This window comes from Virgibacillus indicus (genome assembly GCF_002266285.1).
In the GTDB taxonomy this organism is placed as follows: domain Bacteria; phylum Bacillota; class Bacilli; order Bacillales; family Amphibacillaceae; genus Virgibacillus_K; species Virgibacillus_K indicus.
The window spans coordinates 37,777-57,822 of the sequence record NZ_NPMS01000008.1; the positions used below are offsets into that span (position 1 = coordinate 37,777).

The following is a 20,046-nucleotide window of genomic DNA, read 5'->3' on the forward strand; positions in this document are numbered from 1 at the left end:
GGAGAGATATGAAAAAGATGATTGCTACTATTGCTTTAGGTACTGTTATTGTTGTTGGATTGTTTGCGTCACAAAGCAGTGAGCCGACAGAACTTGCTGGCGAATTAGAGCCAAGTATTTTCTCTGTGGAAACACCTAGCTACTTCTTCTAACCCTTGAAGTGCTAGTAAGTAATTTTTTTACCCTATTACTATATGATGGATTTACCTGAAATAGCGTGGAACCTATTTCAGGTCTTTTTTTGTTTTAAAACGATGGATGCAAACCTCGCTGAATAGTTGCTTAAAGCCTCTTCACTCTGCTATTATCAATAGTGGTATAATGTTTACTGTGGAATAAAAAATGAAATAATTAAATAGAAGAGCTAAACAGATTACGGAGGTGCAGGAAATGGCAGAAATCACAAAAGATCAGGTGAAGCATGTTGCGAACCTGGCAAGACTTGCTGTTACTGATGAAGAAGTAGGGAAATTAGCAGAAGACTTGAGTGCAATCATTGGGTATGCCGAACAGCTGAATGAATTGGATACAGAAGGTGTAGAACCGACAACACATGTACTGGATCTGAAAAATGTAATGCGTAAGGACGAACCTAAGGAATGGATTACACAGGAAGACGCATTGAAAAATGCCCCAGAAAAAGAAAATGGCCAGTTCAAAGTACCATCGATTTTGGAGTAGGGAGGATAACCGATGTCATTATTTGATCACACAATAAAAGAACTCGAAGAAAAGCTACATAATAAAGAAATTTCCGTGCAGGACCTTGTTGAAGCTTCATACAATCGAATTAAAGAAGTGGATGGACAAGTGAATGCTTTTTTGACATTAAATGAAGAAGAGGCAATTGCTAAAGCGAAAGAATTGGATGAGGCATCTGAGAAGTCACAGCGTTTATTTGGAATGCCCAGCGGAATCAAAGATAATATCATGACAAAAGGGCTTCGCACAACATGTGCAAGTCAATTCCTGGATAACTTCAATGAGCCGTTGTATAACGCTACTGTTGTAGAGAAATTAAACAAAGAAAATACCGTTACAATCGGAAAATTAAACATGGATGAATTTGCAATGGGTTCATCGAATGAAAATTCCAGCTATACACCAACACGCAATCCATGGAATACAGATTATGTTCCAGGAGGGTCCAGTGGCGGATCAGCTGCTGCAGTGGCGGCCGGGGAAGTATTATTTTCACTCGGATCTGATACTGGCGGGTCGATTCGTCAGCCTGCTGCATTTTGTGGTGTCGTAGGATTAAAACCAACATATGGCTTGGTTTCACGCTTTGGATTAGTTGCGTTTGCATCGTCTTTGGATCAAATTGGGCCTATTACCCGCAATGTTGAGGATAATGCTCGAGTTCTTGAAGTTATTGCAGGCCATGATGAAATGGATTCAACAAGCGCGGCTGTAGATATTCCATCCTATACAGAAAGCCTGACAGGCGATGTTAACGGTCTGAAAATTGCTGTGCCCAAAGAGTACCTCGCAGAAGGTGTAGCACCAGAAGTAAAAGAGGCTGTACAAAATGCATTGAAAGTATACGAATCGCTTGGAGCAACATGGGAAGAGGTTTCCCTGCCACATTCGAAATACGCGGTTGCTACCTATTATCTGCTTTCTTCTTCAGAAGCATCTGCCAACCTTGCCCGCTTTGATGGGGTGCGTTATGGAGTCAGATCTGAAAATGCAGACAATATGATTGATATGTTTAAAAACTCACGCAGTGAAGGCTTCGGTGATGAAGTAAAACGCCGTATTATGCTTGGAACCTTTGCCTTAAGCTCAGGCTACTATGAGGCCTATTATAAAAAGGCACAAAAAGTTCGTACATTAATAAAAAATGATTTTGATAAAATATTTGAAGATTATGATGTCGTTATTGGACCAACCACGCCTACACCGGCATTCAAAGTTGGAGAAAATATTGATGATCCGTTAACCATGTATGCCAATGATATTCTGACTATACCTGTAAACCTGGCGGGTGTACCTGGAATCTCACTTCCATGCGGGTTCTCTGAAAAAGGTCTGCCGATTGGACTTCAGATCATTGGGAAATACTTCGATGAAAGTACAGTATATCGTGCAGCACATGCTTACGAGCAGGCAACTGATCATCATACAAAACGACCTCAGCTTGGAGGTGCCAACTAATGAATTTTGAAACAATTATCGGACTTGAAGTACATGTTGAGTTAAAAACAAAATCAAAAATATTCAGCCCGAGTGTAAATGCCTTTGGCTCTGAACCAAATACAAACGTAAACCCGATTGATTTAGGTTATCCTGGGGTACTTCCGGTATTAAATGAAGAGGCTGTTAACTATGCAATGAAAGCAGCGATGGCACTTAATTGTGAAATTGCAACAGACACAAAGTTTGACCGTAAAAATTATTTTTATCCGGACAATCCAAAAGCATATCAAATTTCCCAGTTTGATAAGCCGATTGGTGAAAATGGCTGGATTGAAATTGAAGTTAACGGTAAGAAAAAGCGCATCGGCATCACCCGTGTCCATATGGAGGAAGATGCTGGAAAACTGACTCATACGGATGACGGTTATTCATTAGTTGACATCAACCGTCAGGGGACGCCATTGATTGAAATAGTTTCTGAGCCTGATATGCGTTCACCAGAAGAAGCATATGCTTATTTGGAAAAACTGAAAAATATCATTCAATATACAGGTGTTTCCGATGTGAAAATGCAGGAAGGATCACTTCGCTGTGATGCCAATATTTCCCTTCGCCCAATTGGACAGGAGGAATTTGGAACAAAAGCTGAATTGAAAAACCTGAACTCCTTCAACTATGTACAAAAAGGACTTGAATTTGAAGAAAAGCGCCAGGAAGAAGTATTGCTGACTGGCGGTGAAATTCTTCAGGAAACACGCCGCTATGATGAAAAAACGAAAGAAACCATCCTTATGCGTGTCAAAGAAGGATCGGATGATTACCGTTACTTCCCAGAACCAGACCTGGTTCCATTATACATTGATGAAGCCTGGAAAGAACGTGTACGCAGCGAAATCCCGGAATTGCCTGATGCACGTAAAAAGCGATACATTGAAGAGATTGGTTTGCCGGCATATGATGCCGAGGTAATGACAAGCTCCAAGGAGATGGCGGACTTTTTTGAGCAAGCTTTGGATAACGGAGCTGATATGAAGCAGGTTTCGAACTGGCTGATGGGTGAGGTTTCGGCTTATATGAATAAGCATTATAAAGAACTTCACGATCTAGCTATTACACCAGAAGCACTGGCAAAAATGATAAATCTAATTGAAGATGGAACAATTTCCTCGAAAATAGCCAAGAAGGTCTTTGCTGAATTGGTGGAAAATGGTGGAGATCCAGAGAAGGTTGTTAAGGAAAAAGGACTTGTTCAAATTTCCGATGAAGGTCAGTTAAAGGAAATTATTTCCAACGTGCTTGAAGATAATGAACAATCGATTATTGATTATAAGAATGGCAAAGCCAAGGCGCAGAAATACCTGGTTGGCCAGGTTATGAAAGTGACCAAAGGACAGGCTAACCCTCCTATGGTTAATAAAATTCTCATAGAAGAATTAGATAAAAGATAATTAATATTACACGCTGCTGTCACCCCGGTGTCAGCAGTTTTACTTTGCCCTTTTCAAATTATGTAAAAAGGTCTATGATATAGGTTGTATGTGAAGAATAAAATTAAGGTAAAAATATTACTACAAATGTGAGTTCAAAAAGGTGCCGAATTTGAAGCAAGAAGGTCGAGGCGGCGAAGTTTTGAGGACTAGGCAAAACTTCACCGAATAACCATCGCACGCAGGAAAAGCGCTTTTCTTTTCCAAGGAACGGAACGTATGCAATTGATACGTGAGTACCGGAAAAACAAGCATTCGTGCAAGATTCGACGCTTATAATTTGGTGACTTTTTGAACATCCTTTACAACAATGACCCTGCATAATGGAATAACTGGGGGAGGAAATACAATGAAAAAGGCCCGTATCATATATAATCCGACATCAGGACGGGAAGCATTTAAAAAAGAACTGCCAACAGTCCTTGAAAAATTTGAAATAGCGGGATATGAAACGTCAACACATGCTACAACCTGTGAAGGTGATGCGATAAAAGCAGCTAAAACGGCTGTAGAAAGAAAGTTCGATCTGGTTGTTGCTGCAGGCGGAGATGGCACAATCAACGAAGTGATTAATGGCCTGGCAGAGCAGGAACACAGGCCAAGGCTAGGGATTATACCTGTAGGCACGACAAATGATTTCGCAAGAGCTTTATTAATTCCTCGTGATATTAAAAAGGCTGTTGATGTTATTTTGGCTGATCAAACCATGGCACTTGATATCGGCAAAGTGAATGACATTTATTTCATGAATATTGCCGGTGGCGGGAAACTAACAGAACTCACCTATGAAGTACCAAGCAAATTAAAAACGGTGCTTGGCCAGCTTGCCTATTATATGAAAGGGATAGAAATGCTTCCTTCTTTGAAACCGATCCGTGCCAGGATAGAATATGATGGAAACGTAATAGATGAAGATATTATGCTTTTTCTTGTATCGAATACGAATTCTGTTGGCGGCTTTGAGAAACTTGCCCCAGATGCAAAAATGGATGATGGCTATTTTGATTTACTTATATTACGGAAAATCAATCTTGCAGAATTTATCCGGATTGCAACACTGGCATTACGCGGAGCCCATTTAGAGGATAAAAACGTCATTTATGCAAAAGCAAAATCCATAAAAGTCTCAACAGATGAGAAAATGCAACTAAATATCGATGGTGAATTTGGCGGCTTGCTTCCAGGTGAATTTACAAACCTGCAGCAGCATATTGAGTTTTATGTGTCGGATGAATTTATTGAAAAGGAGAAGGAAGACTGACCAATGTGGCAGTCTTCTTTTTAATGAAAAAGTGATTTTTACTTCCAGTATATGATAAGATGAAAATCAAATACTAGCACGTAAAGGAAGATAGTAATGGCTAAACATACAGCTCCAGTCAAAAAGAATGAAATAATCACACTTAAATTCGAAGATCTGACCCATGAAGGCAATGGTGTGGGGAAAATAGATGGATATCCATTATTTGTACCCTACGCGTTACCAGGGGAAGAAGCGAAAGTTAAGGTTGTTAAAGTAAATAAAAATTTCGGTTTTGGAAAATTGCTGGAAGTGGCAAATCAGAGTGGTGAACGGGTAGAGCCACCCTGCAATGTTTATTATCAATGTGGCGGCTGTCAGCTTCAGCATATGAGTTATCAGCTGCAGCTTGAGATGAAACAAAATCAGGTTAAGAATGTTATGCGAAAGATTGCTCATCTTGACCATGTGCCTGTACATCCAGCACTTGGCATGGAAGACCCTTGGCGCTACCGGAATAAAGTCCAAATGCCTGTTGGCGAAAAAAATGGCGAATTAATTACAGGTTTTTATAGAATGCGGAGTCATGACATTATTGATGATATGGAGACCTGCGTCATCCAGGATGAATTGAATGACCGTTCTGTCCATGCTGTAAGAAGGATTGCCAACCGTCTTGGCATCAAAGCATATGACGAAAAAGCTGACAGAGGGGTTTTGCGCCATATTATGGTTCGAACAGGGAATGAAACGAACCAAACCATGATTGTACTTGTTACACGTACGGAAAAACTTCCACATAAGGATGAATTGATACGTGAACTGACTGAGACCTTTCCACATGTAAAATCAATTGTTCACAATATCAATAACAAACGTACAAATGTGATACTCGGTCGAAAAACAAAGGTGATCTGGGGCGAGGAATATATTTACGATACGATCGGAGATATTCGCTTTGCGATTTCCGCCAAATCATTTTATCAAGTGAATCCACCACAGACGAAAAAGCTTTATGAGAAGGCGCTGGAGTATGCAGATATTAAAAGTGATGATATTGTTGTTGATGCTTATTGCGGCATTGGCACCATTTCGTTATTTTTAGCCCAGGAAGCTAAGAAAGTATATGGTGTAGAGGTCGTTCCTGAAGCAATCAGCGACGCCAAAAAAAATGCTGAATTGAATGGCATAACGAATGCAGAATTTTTTGTAGGCGAAGCGGAGAAAGTAATGCCATGGTGGAAGGCCCAAGGTTTAAAGCCGGATGTGATAGTTGTTGATCCACCAAGAAAAGGCTGTGAGGTCGACTTTCTAAATGCCATGATCGAAATGGAACCGGAGCGGATCGTTTATGTATCCTGCAATCCATCCACACTGGCAAGAGATTTGCGCGTGTTGGAAGATGGAGGGTATCGGGCGTTGGAAGTGCAGCCAGTGGATATGTTTCCTCAAACAAATCATATAGAGTGTGTGGTGAAGATTGAGCGGTCCTTGTCTAACTAAAATATAAATCACCCAAATAAATAAACATTTCCGATTCAGACTCGGTTTTCGTGAAAATAAACATTTCCGATTTCCGGGTCTTTTTCATGCAAATCCTTGTTCTATCAGTCTTTTCTCGATTTACTATTCTCTCTATTATCGGAGAACTTTATTATAAATGCGAAAAAAAGGTGAAAAAACAGGGGTTCTATAGGTAAACTTTATTTTAACTCAGACGGTGGAATGCGGGCTGGAGGGGTGGGGTTTTCCAAAATGATTAATCTTTTGGCACATAGTTAGAAAAAAGAATTTAGTTGGTTTTGTAATATTTGAAATGTAATATGGATGTAGAGAGATAAGATAAGAGAATAGATTTAATAATCAATACTTAACTTGTGAGTAATCATAAAATAGTAGGATGGATTAAAAGAACTAAAGAAATGTTTAAAAGGCTATGGCCAAAAGCCATAACCTCTTATGAATAAATATTATATTTTATTTTTGTCTGCATACAAGGCCATGGCATCACACATAAATTTGGCTAAACCTTCACCAAATTGGTCAATGTTCTTGGTGAAGCGTTCGTCGCCTACGTACATTTGACCTAATCCTTTGAATGCCTCAAAAGAGTAATAGTTCCCCATTTTGTTTAAGAACTGATACCACTCATTAATTCTTTTTTGAGTTTCTTTTGAGTCAGGAGTGAGATGGCGGAGTGTCGCAAGGTTATGAAAGATTCCATTGAATTTCTTCTGATCGAAGCTAGCCATGTTTTTCGCTTTTTCATTTGCCTCATCAACTGCTTGATCTCCCCACTTTTCTCTTGCTTCTTGTTCATATGGATTATGGCTAAAGTCAAAGCCTTCAAATTTTTCTTGATTAGACATTTGTATTTCTCCTTTCGAATGTTGAATCGTTTTTTCAATTGTGCCTATCATCTTATCGAGCCTGCCCTTTTTTTCTAGGAGCATGTTATGTTGCATTTCAAGTGCCTCGAGTCGGTCAAAGGAGGGGCTATCAATGATTTCCTTTATCTTCTTTAAAGGGAAGCCAAGTTCTTTAAAAAATAAGATTTGCTGTAAAGTCTCGAGATTGTTTTCAGAGTATACCCGATAACCAGCCACTGTGGTTTCCTCTGGGATTAATAATCCAATTTCATCATAATGATGTAGTGTGCGTACACTAATCCCAACTAAATTAGCAACTTCCTTTACCTTCATCTTGTTTCACTCCCCTCACTAGTTAATATAAAGTATCCCGTTACGTGAGAGTCAATACGATTTCTGAAAATATTTTTTTGGCTGAGAGTGAGAATTGTAGAAACGGGAATACAGAAGTAACTAACGTTTATAATAACAAGAATTGAATATCCTAATTAATTGGAGGATGTTATTCATGAATATCATAAAAAGATTCTTTACTAGTAGCACGACAACAGCCAACAAGAAGATTGTTGTAGTTTATGTTATATTTCGTGCAATTGCTGTTTTTATGCTTATCAATCAGATACCTATGCAAAGATGGGGGGATGCTTTTCTTCTCATTCTTACGCTCGTTTTATTTGCTATCCCGCAACTTGTGGAACGAGTATTTAAAATTGAAATTCCTAACTTATTGGAACTAATTATAATAGTCTTTATTTTTAGTTCGACTATTCTGGGAGAACTGAGTGATTTTTACGGTTACTTTAAAATTTGGGATACGGCATTTCATACGCTAAATGGATTTCTAGCGGCAGGTGTCGGTTTTTCACTTGTCTATCTGTTAAATAAGAATGCTAAAGGGATTAATTTGAGCCCATTATTTCTAGCGATAGTCACCTTCTGTTTTTCTATGACTGTTGGCGTTATGTGGGAGTTTTTTGAATACTCCGCAGACCGATGGGTGAATCTCGATATGCAGAAAGACAGAATTGTTCAGGAAATTAGCAGTGTAAGTATTGATGTAGAAAACAACGCCGTTTATCGGATTGAGGATATTCAACGTACAGTTATTGAAAGTAAGGACCCTTCAGGAGATATTATTGAAACCGTTATAGATCACGGATATCTTGATATTGGAATTATTGATACAATGAAGGACTTATTTGTCAACTTGATTGGTGCTATTGTCTTCAGTGTGCTTGGCTATCTATATGCTCGGCATAACCAAAAAAAATATAGATTTGTTCGAAACTTCATACCTAAAAAAGGGAAGTCAGAGTGAGAAATATTTCCTGTTCAAAAATATGTTTTTTTATACGTTTCCGGTTGCTAGTCAATTGAGTGAACCTCCAAGATAAACATTTCCGAATCTGACTCCACTTACGTTAAAATAAACATTTCCGATTTCGGGGTCTGAACCAATAATATCTCAGGCTTTCTTCAACAGGAACCCGGGATTTTTTGTGTCCATAATAGAGTAAAGAGGGAGGAGGAAAGAATCTTATTCCATCATTCTTATCTTCATTATCCCTTGTCAATACTGGGTTTATTCAATATCTTATCCACGCTTTATCTCAATAATAACCCTGTTCTGATTCAATATGGTCCGACGACTTCTTACGTCTTCTCTGTTCTCTTCTATCCAATATTCTTCCTTCTGTTATTTCGGAGAACTTTATTATAAATGTGAAAAAAAGGTGAAAAAACAGGTGAAATATAGGCGGGAAACGGGTATTTTTGAATTGAAAAAGTGGAAAAATAGGGGTTCTTTAGGTAAACTTTATTTTAACTCGAACGGTGGAATGCGGGTTTGAGGGGGATGATTTCGGAGGGGTTTATTATTGTTGTACAACCTCATCCATTTAAAATGAACCCCCGATCAGTTTGATAAAATGTGCATTAGCATGGTATAAGTGTAAAAGAAGCAGGGACATCTTTGCTTTTATTTTTGGGACAAGGGTTTGACCTGCTGTCCGATAACGAGAGGATTGGAATTTGAATATGAAAGAGAATTTTTGGCGTGATTTACCACGGCCGTTTTTTGTACTGGCACCAATGGAAGATGTAACTGATGTTGTTTTTCGCCATGTGGTGAGTGAAGCGGGCAGACCTGATGTGTTTTTTACAGAGTTTACAAACTCAGAGAGTTATTGCCACCCTGATGGGATCCAGAGTGTGCGCGGGCGATTGACTTTTACAGAGGATGAACAACCAATGGTGGCCCATATATGGGGTGATAAGCCTGAATACTTCCGGCAAATGAGTATTGGTATGGCGGAACTTGGATTCCGCGGTGTGGATATCAATATGGGCTGTCCTGTACCTAATGTGGCAACGAAGGGGAAGGGCTGCGGTCTTATTCGTCGTCCGGAAGTTGCAGCAGAACTAATACAAGCAGCAAAAGCTGGAGGATTGCCCGTAAGTGTGAAAACAAGGCTCGGATACACTGATATAGATGAATGGCGTGACTGGCTGACACACCTATTGAAACAGGACATCATTAATTTATCCATTCACCTGCGTACAAAAAAGGAAATGAGCAAAGTAGATGCTCATTGGGAATTGATTCCGGAGATTAAGAAACTTCGTGATGATGTGGCACCAGATACACTTTTGACGATAAATGGGGATATTCCAGACCGTCAAACTGGCTTGGAGCTCGCTCATCAATACGGTGTTGATGGAATTATGATTGGACGCGGTATATTTAATAATCCATTTGCCTTTGAAAAAGAACCGAAAGATCATAACAGTAAGGAATTACTTGAACTCTTAAGATTGCATCTGGACCTTTTTGACAACTATTCAAAATTAGAGCCACGTCCATTCAGACCTCTTCGGCGCTTTTTTAAGATATATGTCCGCGGCTTCCGAGGAGCTAGTGAATTAAGAAACCAATTGATGAGCACAGAGTCAACGGATGAAGTCCGTGCATTGCTCGATAACTTTGCGTGAAAGAATGTTGATGGAACTGGAAGAAGAAGAGAATATTTATAAAGTTTGAAAGTTCAATGTGAATAATACAAAATTAAACATAGATGATATTCCGTTAATTTGCTGAATAGTGAGGGGATTAGTATGAAGCTGTTTATGGATATACTATTTTTATTCATCATTGGTTATTACACTTATAAGTTTATTCAAATCTTATTTAAAATGAAGCAAAAAGTTATTTTACCTGCAACTGACGAAGAAATGTCAGCCATTAGAATACAGCCTGAAAAAGCTCTGGATTTCCCGGCATATTCCAAGCAAAAAACTGGTATCATTATTTATTCATTTATGCTTTTATTTGTTATTGTTCTATTTTTCGCAGGAACATTTTTTCACTTGTTTGGCTGGCAGATTTACTGGTTGATTTTTCTCCCGATGGCATACTCTTTTAACCTTCTAAATATGTTTGCTGTAATTAATGATGGTTTACTGTGTGGAAATAGATTTGTGGCTTGGAATAAAATAAAATCGTTTCATTTTGTGCCTATGGATATAAACAATAAATATTATGGCCATTCAAAAGAAGTGAATGAAGGTTTTGAGTTGAAAATCAAAACAAAAGGATTCCCGATAAGTTGTTTCATTATTTCAGAGGAAATGAAAGAGAAACTGACAGGAATTTTTAGTGAACATGTAATGGTGGATAGAAAAGAATCGGTATAAACGCAGCAAATTAAATAGCAAAAGATGCATACCAGCCAAAGGCTATCCATTATTTGTACCATACACACTGCCAAGACTAGTTCGCAAGACAGAAATTAGATAATGTTTTAGGAGGTTTACAGGTGCTTAATAACGATATTTTACTAAGGGTAAGATACGCCCTTGATATAAAAGATACAGATCTGGTAAAGATTTTTGAACTTGGGTGTGTTGAAGTAACAAATCAAGAAGTGGTTAAGATGCTTACAAAAACAGAAGAAAGCTATCACGACTATGAAAATGAATATGAAATGAAGTTGAATAATTTTATGTTTGAATCATTTCTAAATGGTTTGATAATCTTTAAAAGAGGCAGACAAGATACAAAGTCAGGTCAGCCTGCAACCCCGCCGATGTCTATAAAAAATAATATGAATGTTAATAATGTCATGATAAAGAAATTAAAAATAGCACTGGCTTTAACCAGTGAAGATATCATAGATATTTTGCAAAGAACAGGTGTAGTTATAACAAAAGGAGAACTAAGTGCCATTCTCAGAAAAGAAGGTCATAAGAATTATAAAGAGTGTGGAGACAAATATGCTAGAAACTTCTTAAAAGGTCTTTCGATAAAATATAGGGGATAAATGAGTCCTGTTTCTATATTACTTATGAAAAGTCAACGAAAAAATGCTGTTTTATTGGTACAAAACAATTGAAAATAAATATAGAAAGATAATCCAAAACTGTTCATTATAAATAGAACATTATGAACTAGGTGTCGAACCAGGTGTCGGTCACCCATCGCTTTACAGTATTAAAGCAGTGGGGGATAGGCACCATTTTTATAGGTCAGTAACACTTTCATCGGATAAATCAGGATAATATTTTCGACAGAAGGATACAATATTGTGAAGAGCAAGGGCTATGTTTAGTTCTAAATAAAGGCATACCATAGTCATTATAAATACTACATAATCATATAAATCGGATATTTATTTCGTCTGAACCAAACTATTATAAAAAAGTCCTTTGAGTGAAATATTCTAAATATCCATTTACGTTTTGAGAAATAAATGGGTAGTATAATGAGGATGATAACAATATGAAGCAACATCAACAAACGCTAAAATCAGTTATATTACTAAACATTGATTCATTGATGTCTAAACCTTTGGAAGTAGCTGTCCAAACCGGGAAAGCTCCTGCCCCGCAATATTTGATGGAAAACGGTAATTATATACCAAATATGGTTACTTCGTTTCCAACCATGTCAGTAACGATTGACAGCAGTCTCTTAACTGGAGCTTATGCAGATAAACACTGCATTCCGGGATTAAATTGGTTTGACACTTCAGAAAAACAGTTCATTAACTACGGGACGGGATTTCGGGAAACATTTAGGATAGGCATGCGGCGATCTGTTCATAACATGCTCTACCGACTGAACAATGAGCATTTAAGTAGTAGAGTTACTACAATTTATGAGGAATTGGCTGACAAGGGGATTCCCTCTGCTTCGATTAATTCCTTTGTTTACCGTGGAAATACACCCCAGCTATTACATGTCCCTCGATTACTCAGCACATTAACTCACTTTAAAGACGGTGAGTGGACAACCAAAGCCACATCTATTTTCTCGCTAGGCACCTTTTCCAAACTACGATCGAAAAGTGTCCCAATGCAAATAGCAGCCGGAAATTATAAATATACGGCCAGAGAGATTCGACACTTAATTCGTAAAAGCAAACTTCCAGGGTTTACTTTTTGTATATTTCAGGATATGGATGCACGCATTCATTTTAAAGGCCCAATGGATATAAAAGGGATTGCCAGGATTGATAAGGAAATTCAAAAGGTGTTGAATTTGTATCCGAGCTGGGAAGAAGCACTTGGCCGTAATATATGGATGGTTATGGGAGATAATGGTCATGCTCCAATGGGTAGCAAGTACCGTGATTTTATTATTGATTTACGTAAAATACTGAAAAAATACCGAATAGCTAAAATTCAGCGGCCGGTATCCCAAAAAAGCCAGCTTGTTTTAAGTGTAAACCAACGTATGGCTTATATCTATGTACTGGATAAAAACCTCCCTCTATCCACTATTGTCGAACATCTTAAAAATGATCAGCGTATCGATATTATTGCCTGGAAGAATGAGGGGTCGGTTAACGTCGTATCGGGCATGAGAGAGGGTTCATTGCAATATCACCCAGGAGGAGAATATAAGGATATATATGATCAACGATGGAGCCTGGATGGAGATGCTAAGCTGGTGGATTTAAACATAACAAATGATAAAAGGGTGTCCTACGGGGATTATCCAGATGCGTTAGCTAGGATTTATGGAGCATTGCACTCCCATTCAGGACGTTTCATTGTGGTTAATGCCAAACCTGGGTGTGAATTTAAAGCTCAATCTACACCATTTCATCTTGGAGGTGCGGCTCACGGTTCATTGCATAAACAAGAATCACTTGTACCGTTGGTGATTGCAGGGACAGCCCTTAAACCTAATTTTCCACGTCTTGTAGATATGAAAGAGCTGATACTTCGGATGCTTCTTTACTCGAACGAGGATTAACAATTGTACAAGTAAAACCGGACTACGGGAAATATACAGATAAAAATATTCATTAGATTATCAAAATTAAGCCTGACTGTTTTTGCCAGTCGGGCTTTTAGACTGTCTGATTGTCCATTCCATGATATAATTGAAATAATTGTGTTTAAAGGATAGACTGATTTTTTAACCCTTTAAATACATGTTTTACAGTTCTGGGGTGGATATTAGAAGATGAATAAAAAGACATACGCTTCGAAAGAAAATACAGGTTCGAATCAAATTGGCAACCAAAAAAGATCATTAATTTCCGATATAAAAGCACTTATCAAATCAAGTGTATTGATTGCAAATGTATTGCCCGTTTTTGCCGGATTCTGGCTGGCACTTTATTTTACCAATTCATCCATTGCGGATTATTTGGGTGTCTTTCTATTAACTCTAGTTGGAAGTACACTGGTAATGGCAGGGGCGCTTGTCATGAACAATTGGTATGATACTGACATTGATACAGTTATGAAAAGAACGCAGAAGCGCCCGACAGTTACCGGAAACTTCTCATTAAAATCTGTGTTAATAACAGGAATTGCTTTGACGGTACTTGGATTTAGTTTGCTATTGTTTACTACAGTGGAGACAATCATATATACATTTATCGGATGGTTTACCTATGTTGTATTGTATACGATGTGGTCGAAACGCAAATATACATTAAATACAGTGATTGGGAGCATTTCCGGTGCAGTCACACCATTAATTGGCTGGGCAGCAGTTGATTCTGCCTTTCATATAGTGCCGATCGTTCTGTTTCTGCTTGTTTTTATCTGGCAAATGCCGCATACATTTGTTATTGCAATGAAAAAATGCAAGGAATATAAAGCTGCAGGCATTCCAATGCTTCCAGTAGTGCATGGTTTTGAATTTACCAAACGTCAAATTGTTATATATGTTGCCTGTCTGCTGCCATTGCCATTCTTTTTGGCACAGCTGGGAACAGTGTTTATTGTGATTGCAACAATACTTAATCTTGCCTGGATTGTATTGGCAATAAGCGGCTTTTTTATGAAGAATGATTTAAAATGGGCACATATGAATTTTCTTTACTCGGTTAACTATTTAATGATACTATTCCTGCTGACAATTATTTTGACATTGCCAGCTTTTAGTTAAATGTCTGAATTTGTTGCCGAATTATTAGAGATAGTGATACTATTAGATGAGCATCGTAATTTTTTATTTTAAATGGAGGCTTTAAAATGGCTACAATAAATAAAGGGGCAAATAAATTTTACGTAGGAGACGACATTAAAGATCCATTGGCAGAAATTACATTCATCGAAAATGGAGATGCACGAATAGTTGTTGACCATACCTTTGTATCGGACGAGCTTAGGGGTCAGGGTATTGCAGGAATGCTGGTGGAACAGGTTGTTATGTATGCACGGGAAAAAGGTAAAAAGATTAAACCTTTATGTCCATACGCTAAAAGTAAATTAGAGAAAACATCATCCTTTCATGACGTGCTGGAAGAAGAGTAAACTTCATAGATATAGAAATCAGGATTTCTTTAGATTTCCTGATTTTTTTGTGTTAGAAAAGGAGGAGTGACCTTTATGTACCTGACCATTTCGGAAACTGCAGAATACCTATCGATAGAAGAATCAAAGGTTAAAGCATTAGTTCTGCAGGGACGCATTCGCTCCATTCATGATGGCGAGCAATACCTTATTAATAAAGAACAATTCACCACACATTTTGAACAGGTAGAAAAATACAGGAAAATGATTCAGGATTATCTGAATGAGCCAATTCCTGAAGATATCGATGTCAAAGATGAAGACTAGATTTGCTATATAAGAACAGTTATTTTATGTTAGGTGTACACATTATATTAAAATGTATTCCTAACATTTTTAAGAGGAGCATACAAATATGTCAAAAAGACAGCATGCTGGAAAAAAACGAAAAGAGAATTCGCTGGTATATACAGTTAAAGAAAAAACAGAGCTATTACCATTTTTATTGGAAGCCATGTCAAACCGCAGTCGAAATTCAGTTAAATCCATTTTGACGAGAGGCCAGGTAACGGTTGATGATCATATTGAAACAAAACACAATTATCCACTGAAACCTGGACAAACTGTTACCATTTTAAAAAATAAAGCTGCAATTAAAGAAAGCATCCTAATTGGTATGTCCATTTTATATGAGGATGATGATATTATCGTTATCAATAAGGAAGCTGGCTTACTTTCGATTGCAACTGAAAAAGAAAAGAAACAAACAGCACACCATCAGTTAATGGATTATGTTCGAAAGGAAAATCCGGAGAATAGAATCTTTGTTGTACACCGGTTGGATAAAGATACATCAGGGGTTATGATGTTTGCAAAAAGTGAAAAAGTGAAGCGGGATCTGCAGCGTAATTGGAAGGATAGTGTAAAAGAGCGTACCTATGCTGCACTTGTCGAAGGACAAGTAGAGAAGCAGGAAGGGTATATTTCATCCTGGCTAAGGGAAAGCAAGACTCGTCTAATGTACTCCAGTCAAACTAAAAATGACGGGCTCCATGCAATTACCCGATATAAAGTAATCCAATCGAATAAAGATTTTTCCTTGCTTGACGTACAGCTTGAGACTGGTCGCAAAAACCAAATTCGTGTCCACATGCAGGACCTGGGTTATCCGGTTGTTGGAGATAAGAAGTATGGTTCCAAAACGAATGAAATTGGACGGCTGGGTCTTCATGCGAAGGTGCTATCGTTTAACCACCCAACAACAGGACAGTTATTGCTATTCAAGGCAGATGTTCCAAAATCCTTTTTAGCAAAATCGAAATTTGTGAAAAATTAAAAAATAATTGAATCTCACGTTACGTAACCATGTATAATGAAAGATAATGATTCGTAACGGAGGTTCTTTTTTATGTATTCGATTGGAAGGTTGGCAAAAATAACGAGCTGTACTGTTCGAACTTTATCAGGAAAGCTCAGGAATATTATTTTCACCAGCAGGCAGGTGGGGACCAATGAACAAAAAGCATAAAAACCTGGTTTTCCTAGACCTGATTTGCTATGCGGCAATTCCTTATTTAATTTGGAATTATGGCAGGGAGCCATTGGGTGATTATCTGGCAATTCTTTTATCCACAATACCTGGATTCATTTATACGATTTACCGGTTTATAATAGAAAAGCAGTTTAATATAGCCGGGTTTTTTATCCTTAGTTCACTTCTTATCAGTACAGCTGTGAATTTACTCTCTTCTTCAGCAGAATCGATGCTTTGGAACCAGGTTTATTTAGGGTTTGGCTATGCAGCAATTTATCTGTTATCAATTGTTTTCAGAAAACCATTAGCATTATACTTCGCTGTAGACTGGGCATACCTGCAGGGATATCGAAGGAAAGACAGCAAAAGATTGTACTATTCAAAAGGCATCTTTATGTGGTATCAGCTTCTAACCCTGTTATTTGTTGTGCGCGGCATTTTTCAAAATGGCCTAAAGGCCTGGCTGATAAACATTTATGGTGCTGATGGTTATGGAAAAATGCTTATTTACATGAATATAAGCGGTTGGACATTTGGTGTTTTGATAACCTTGGGTTTTATACTGATTGGTGTTAAAATAAATAATTATATAAAAGAGATTCAGCGTTTTCAGACAGAAGAAGCGCAATAGGGAAAGGAGATGTTTATGCTTAAGTACATAGGCTTTACCGTAATATTCATTGGCACGTATCTTCTGTTGCAAATCATCACCGGGGTAGTTTCCACCATGTTTTACACACCCGATGTTTCCACTGTTTTGGAAACGGGGAAAATATTCCCGGACAAAATTGAGTTTGGAAACACAGATCCGCTGCTTGTAATTCTTTTCGGGATTATTTCATTTTGTGTGGCAATCGCTGTCATGAAATTTTTTAAGGTTATAGCAAAACAATAGGAAAGGGATGAGCTGCCGATGCCCATCCCTTTTAAATTGGTGCTTTTTCCACTGACCTTCCTTTTCTTCCATCTGTTGTTTCTGCATGTTGAAGTGATCGGATCACTGATTCCTCGGTAGTTTCAATAACGGCCTGAAACAGCTGGTTCATGACCGGATGATCATCGCGGATAAATGTCAATAACTCTGAATGTGTTTTCGCATTGTGGTCGTATGAATTGGCTGTGGAAAAGGCGATAGCGATATCCCCGCTGCCATTGTCGATATTGCTTCCAGTTCGACCCAGCCCTGCTGCACATCGCTTGGCGAGTCTCTTTAATTGCCGGTCATACAGTGGTGCATCTGTTGCGATAATCATCATGATCGATCCATCGGGTGTGTTTACTTTTTTTGGTTTCCAATCTGCAAATAAAGCCTCTTCACGTTTACCAAAGTTACTTAATACAAGGCAGCCAACCGTATATACTTCCTCACCTACGGTTACTGTTCGTGAAGAAGTTCCGATTCCACCTTTATATCCAAAACAGACCATGCCCTTCCCAGCTCCCACAGCACCTTCTTCAACTGGGTTTCCATTAGCCTTCTTAATTGCCTGAACAGCATGTTCCGGCTTTACTGCCTGCTTTCGAATGGAATTTAAATAGCCGTCATTGCATTCTCCTACAACGATATTAACGGTGCTTGTTGTGTCACCAATTTCCTTTGTAGAGTCGACCATATATTGCAGCGTTCCTTGGAGAACAGCCCCAACACTAAATGTATTTGTCAGCATAATTGGAGATTCCAGCAGCCCGAGTTCCACGATTTGTATCAAACCGGCAGTTTTTCCATATCCATTGATCACGGTACATCCTGCACGTGTCTTTTTGTTAAAAAGATTTCCATCATGCGGCAGAATGGCAGTTACGCCAGTACAGATTGTGTCCTCTTCATTTATCTTTTCAGACAAGGTGACATGGCCAACCTGCACTCCTTTGACATCAGTTATACAATTGAATTTTCCTTTTGAGAGAGTCATTAGAAAACTCTTCCTTTCTTGATTACTGTTTTTAGTTATCATCTTGCCAAGTTCTTCTATACAGCCAAGTATACTTTCTATTAACAGTGTTTCGCTACTATCAAGCTTTATCTCTCCATTATAATCACCAACCATCTTGTGAAATTGGACTTCACAACCGCACATTAGATTGCATCCCTTGTTGAAAAATGATGTGAATGTGAGGTCAGCCCTGATTAAATAGTTATTCGGCTAGTCCACACGAGCAAGTTGTTTTTTTAATACTATTAATTAGGAGGTGGATATTTTGGATAAAGGAACAATTATTAGAACAGCAGTATTAGTGATCGCATTGGTGAATCAATTTTTAATTGCTGCAGGACTTAATCCAATACCTGGATCAGAAGCGTTGTGGGGTGAGGTAATTGCCACTGCATTTACTATGGTCGCAGCAGTAACTGCATGGTTTAAAAATAACTATGTGACTGCTAAGGGGAAACGTCAAAAAGAAGTATTGAAAGAAAAAGGCTTAACAAAAGCAAAATAAGGCACTCAATCGAATGTCTTGTAATAAATTTATGGAAGGGAGTTGATTTAAATGGGGCTATACCAATATTAATTATTGACCCCGGTCATGGAGGAAAAGACCCGGGTGGTGGAATAAATAAATATTGGAAAGAAAAAGATATGGTGCTGGATATATCTCTTTATCAATACAACCGATTTAAAGATTTGGGTGTGCCAATTGCAATAACACGTACTACTGATAAATATCTAGATTCGGGGACAAGAAGTGCAATAGTCCGAAACAGTGGGGCAAAGGATTGCATTTCAAACCATATTAATTCAGGTGGCGGTCAGGGAGCAGAGATGATCCACTCAATTTTTAATGATGGAAAAATGGCTCAGGCAATAGCTGATGGTTTAAAAGAGGCCGGTCAAAACGTCAGACGTGTGTTTACCCGGAAATCGGGTAGTGGTGACTACTACTACATGCATCGTGAAACAGGCAATGTATCTACAACAATAGTCGAATATGGCTTTGCTGATAATAAAACAGACACGGACCGAATCAGGAAACATTGGAAAAAGTATGCTGAATCAGTTGTCAGATCGTATTGCGAGTATAGAGGGCATAAATATTCGGCTCCTGGTAAACCATTGCCTGGACTAGTAATAGATGGACGCTTAGGCAAAAACACTACAATAGCATGGCAAAAAGCTATGGGTACACCAGCGGATGGTATTATAAGCGGCCAGTACAGGAATAGCAGTACGAAGCCTATTTTAAGTGTGGATTTTGGGCCTGAATATACTGGCAGCATATTAATTAAAGCGTGGCAGCGCAAAATAGGCGCAAAGCCGGATGGATTTATCGGTCCGGAAACGATCCGGAAATCTCAAAAGTATTTAGGTACGCCTGTCGATGGTGAAATATGGAACCCAAGTGCGATGGTAAAAGAGTTACAGCGCAGGTTAAATAAAGGCACATTGGTTTAAAATAAAAAGGAACATCTTTTTCATAAGTTTTGTTGTTACAACGGCATATTGTTGACGATATGCTCACTTTTCGTCAACAATTATCCAAAATGACAATATTAAAAAACCAAAAAGTAACATAGACAAC

Annotated in this window: 21 protein-coding genes; 19 read left to right on the plus strand and 2 right to left on the minus strand. The window is 38.3% G+C overall.

The window, feature by feature from the left end:
• Nucleotides 1-8 precede the first annotated feature (8 nt).
• The 6 genes from CIL03_RS19880 to rlmD all read left to right on the plus strand — a co-directional run bounded on the left by CIL03_RS19880 (nucleotide 9) and on the right by rlmD (nucleotide 6,372).
• Nucleotides 9-152, plus strand: a complete 144-nt coding sequence (locus CIL03_RS19880; RefSeq protein ID WP_165767974.1) for a hypothetical protein — start codon at nucleotides 9-11, stop codon at nucleotides 150-152.
• A gap of 238 nt (nucleotides 153-390) precedes the next feature.
• Nucleotides 391-681, plus strand: coding sequence for an Asp-tRNA(Asn)/Glu-tRNA(Gln) amidotransferase subunit GatC (gatC, locus tag CIL03_RS15080; RefSeq protein WP_094886715.1), 291 nt, complete (start codon nucleotides 391-393; stop codon nucleotides 679-681).
• Nucleotides 682-693: 12 nt separating this feature from the next.
• Nucleotides 694-2,160 (plus strand): Asp-tRNA(Asn)/Glu-tRNA(Gln) amidotransferase subunit GatA, encoded by a 1,467-nt coding sequence (gatA, locus tag CIL03_RS15085; RefSeq protein ID WP_094886716.1) that lies wholly within the window; start codon nucleotides 694-696, stop codon nucleotides 2,158-2,160.
• Nucleotides 2,160-3,590 carry an Asp-tRNA(Asn)/Glu-tRNA(Gln) amidotransferase subunit GatB gene (gatB, locus tag CIL03_RS15090; RefSeq protein ID WP_094886717.1) on the plus strand — a complete coding sequence of 477 codons (1,431 nt, stop codon included), beginning with the start codon at nucleotides 2,160-2,162 and terminating at the stop codon, nucleotides 3,588-3,590. The genes gatA and gatB overlap by 1 nt, the downstream gene beginning before the upstream one ends.
• Before the next feature lie 388 nt (nucleotides 3,591-3,978).
• Nucleotides 3,979-4,890, plus strand: coding sequence for a diacylglycerol kinase (locus CIL03_RS15095; protein ID WP_094886718.1), 912 nt, complete (start codon nucleotides 3,979-3,981; stop codon nucleotides 4,888-4,890).
• Between the two features lie 96 nt (nucleotides 4,891-4,986).
• The gene (rlmD, locus tag CIL03_RS15100) at nucleotides 4,987-6,372 is read left to right on the plus strand and encodes a 23S rRNA (uracil(1939)-C(5))-methyltransferase RlmD (protein WP_094886719.1); all 1,386 of its coding nucleotides are present in this window, start codon (nucleotides 4,987-4,989) and stop codon (nucleotides 6,370-6,372) included.
• A gap of 467 nt (nucleotides 6,373-6,839) precedes the next feature.
• Here the strand turns inward: rlmD and CIL03_RS15105 are convergent, their stop codons facing one another.
• Entirely contained in the window at nucleotides 6,840-7,571 is a 732-nt protein-coding gene (locus CIL03_RS15105) for a MerR family transcriptional regulator (RefSeq protein WP_094886720.1), read from the minus strand.
• A gap of 175 nt (nucleotides 7,572-7,746) precedes the next feature.
• Between CIL03_RS15105 and CIL03_RS15110 the strand changes: the two genes are divergently transcribed.
• The 11 genes from CIL03_RS15110 to CIL03_RS15160 all read left to right on the plus strand — a co-directional run bounded on the left by CIL03_RS15110 (nucleotide 7,747) and on the right by CIL03_RS15160 (nucleotide 17,422).
• Entirely contained in the window at nucleotides 7,747-8,556 is an 810-nt protein-coding gene (locus CIL03_RS15110; RefSeq protein ID WP_094886721.1) for a DUF2238 domain-containing protein, read from the plus strand.
• A gap of 719 nt (nucleotides 8,557-9,275) precedes the next feature.
• Entirely contained in the window at nucleotides 9,276-10,229 is a 954-nt protein-coding gene (locus CIL03_RS15115) for a tRNA dihydrouridine synthase (protein WP_094886812.1), read from the plus strand.
• 123 nt (nucleotides 10,230-10,352) lie between these two features.
• Nucleotides 10,353-10,931, plus strand: coding sequence for a hypothetical protein (locus CIL03_RS15120; protein WP_094886722.1), 579 nt, complete (start codon nucleotides 10,353-10,355; stop codon nucleotides 10,929-10,931).
• Nucleotides 10,932-11,053: 122 nt separating this feature from the next.
• Complete coding sequence (locus CIL03_RS15125) at nucleotides 11,054-11,557, plus strand: YehS family protein (protein ID WP_094886723.1); 504 nt, start codon at nucleotides 11,054-11,056, stop codon at nucleotides 11,555-11,557.
• Nucleotides 11,558-12,015: 458 nt separating this feature from the next.
• On the plus strand, nucleotides 12,016-13,497 hold the full coding sequence (locus CIL03_RS15130; protein WP_094886724.1) for an alkaline phosphatase family protein: 1,482 nt from the start codon (nucleotides 12,016-12,018) through the stop codon (nucleotides 13,495-13,497).
• A gap of 213 nt (nucleotides 13,498-13,710) precedes the next feature.
• Nucleotides 13,711-14,646: a heme o synthase gene (gene cyoE / locus CIL03_RS15135; protein ID WP_094886725.1), complete on the plus strand. Its 936-nt coding sequence runs from the start codon at nucleotides 13,711-13,713 to the stop codon at nucleotides 14,644-14,646.
• 86 nt (nucleotides 14,647-14,732) lie between these two features.
• Nucleotides 14,733-15,014 (plus strand): GNAT family N-acetyltransferase, encoded by a 282-nt coding sequence (locus CIL03_RS15140; protein WP_094886726.1) that lies wholly within the window; start codon nucleotides 14,733-14,735, stop codon nucleotides 15,012-15,014.
• A gap of 75 nt (nucleotides 15,015-15,089) precedes the next feature.
• A complete protein-coding gene (locus CIL03_RS15145) occupies nucleotides 15,090-15,320 on the plus strand; it encodes an excisionase family DNA-binding protein (protein ID WP_094886727.1) in 231 nt (76 codons plus the stop codon).
• A gap of 88 nt (nucleotides 15,321-15,408) precedes the next feature.
• A complete protein-coding gene (locus CIL03_RS15150; RefSeq protein WP_094886728.1) occupies nucleotides 15,409-16,329 on the plus strand; it encodes an RluA family pseudouridine synthase in 921 nt (306 codons plus the stop codon).
• A 175-nt stretch (nucleotides 16,330-16,504) separates the two neighbouring features.
• Nucleotides 16,505-17,158 (plus strand): VC0807 family protein, encoded by a 654-nt coding sequence (locus CIL03_RS15155; protein ID WP_094886729.1) that lies wholly within the window; start codon nucleotides 16,505-16,507, stop codon nucleotides 17,156-17,158.
• 15 nt (nucleotides 17,159-17,173) lie between these two features.
• Nucleotides 17,174-17,422, plus strand: a complete 249-nt coding sequence (locus tag CIL03_RS15160) for a hypothetical protein (RefSeq protein ID WP_094886730.1) — start codon at nucleotides 17,174-17,176, stop codon at nucleotides 17,420-17,422.
• Between the two features lie 31 nt (nucleotides 17,423-17,453).
• Here CIL03_RS15160 and CIL03_RS15165 read toward each other — a convergent pair whose 3' ends face one another.
• Entirely contained in the window at nucleotides 17,454-18,440 is a 987-nt protein-coding gene (locus CIL03_RS15165) for a DmpA family aminopeptidase (protein WP_094886813.1), read from the minus strand.
• A 286-nt stretch (nucleotides 18,441-18,726) separates the two neighbouring features.
• Here CIL03_RS15165 and CIL03_RS15170 point away from each other — a divergent pair, with 286 nt between their 5' ends.
• Together CIL03_RS15170 and CIL03_RS15175 are read left to right on the plus strand one after the other, a co-directional pair.
• Complete coding sequence (locus tag CIL03_RS15170; RefSeq protein ID WP_094886731.1) at nucleotides 18,727-18,966, plus strand: phage holin; 240 nt, start codon at nucleotides 18,727-18,729, stop codon at nucleotides 18,964-18,966.
• Nucleotides 18,967-19,040: 74 nt separating this feature from the next.
• Complete coding sequence (locus CIL03_RS15175) at nucleotides 19,041-19,919, plus strand: N-acetylmuramoyl-L-alanine amidase family protein (RefSeq protein ID WP_276282959.1); 879 nt, start codon at nucleotides 19,041-19,043, stop codon at nucleotides 19,917-19,919.
• The last annotated feature ends 127 nt before the right edge of the window (nucleotides 19,920-20,046 follow it).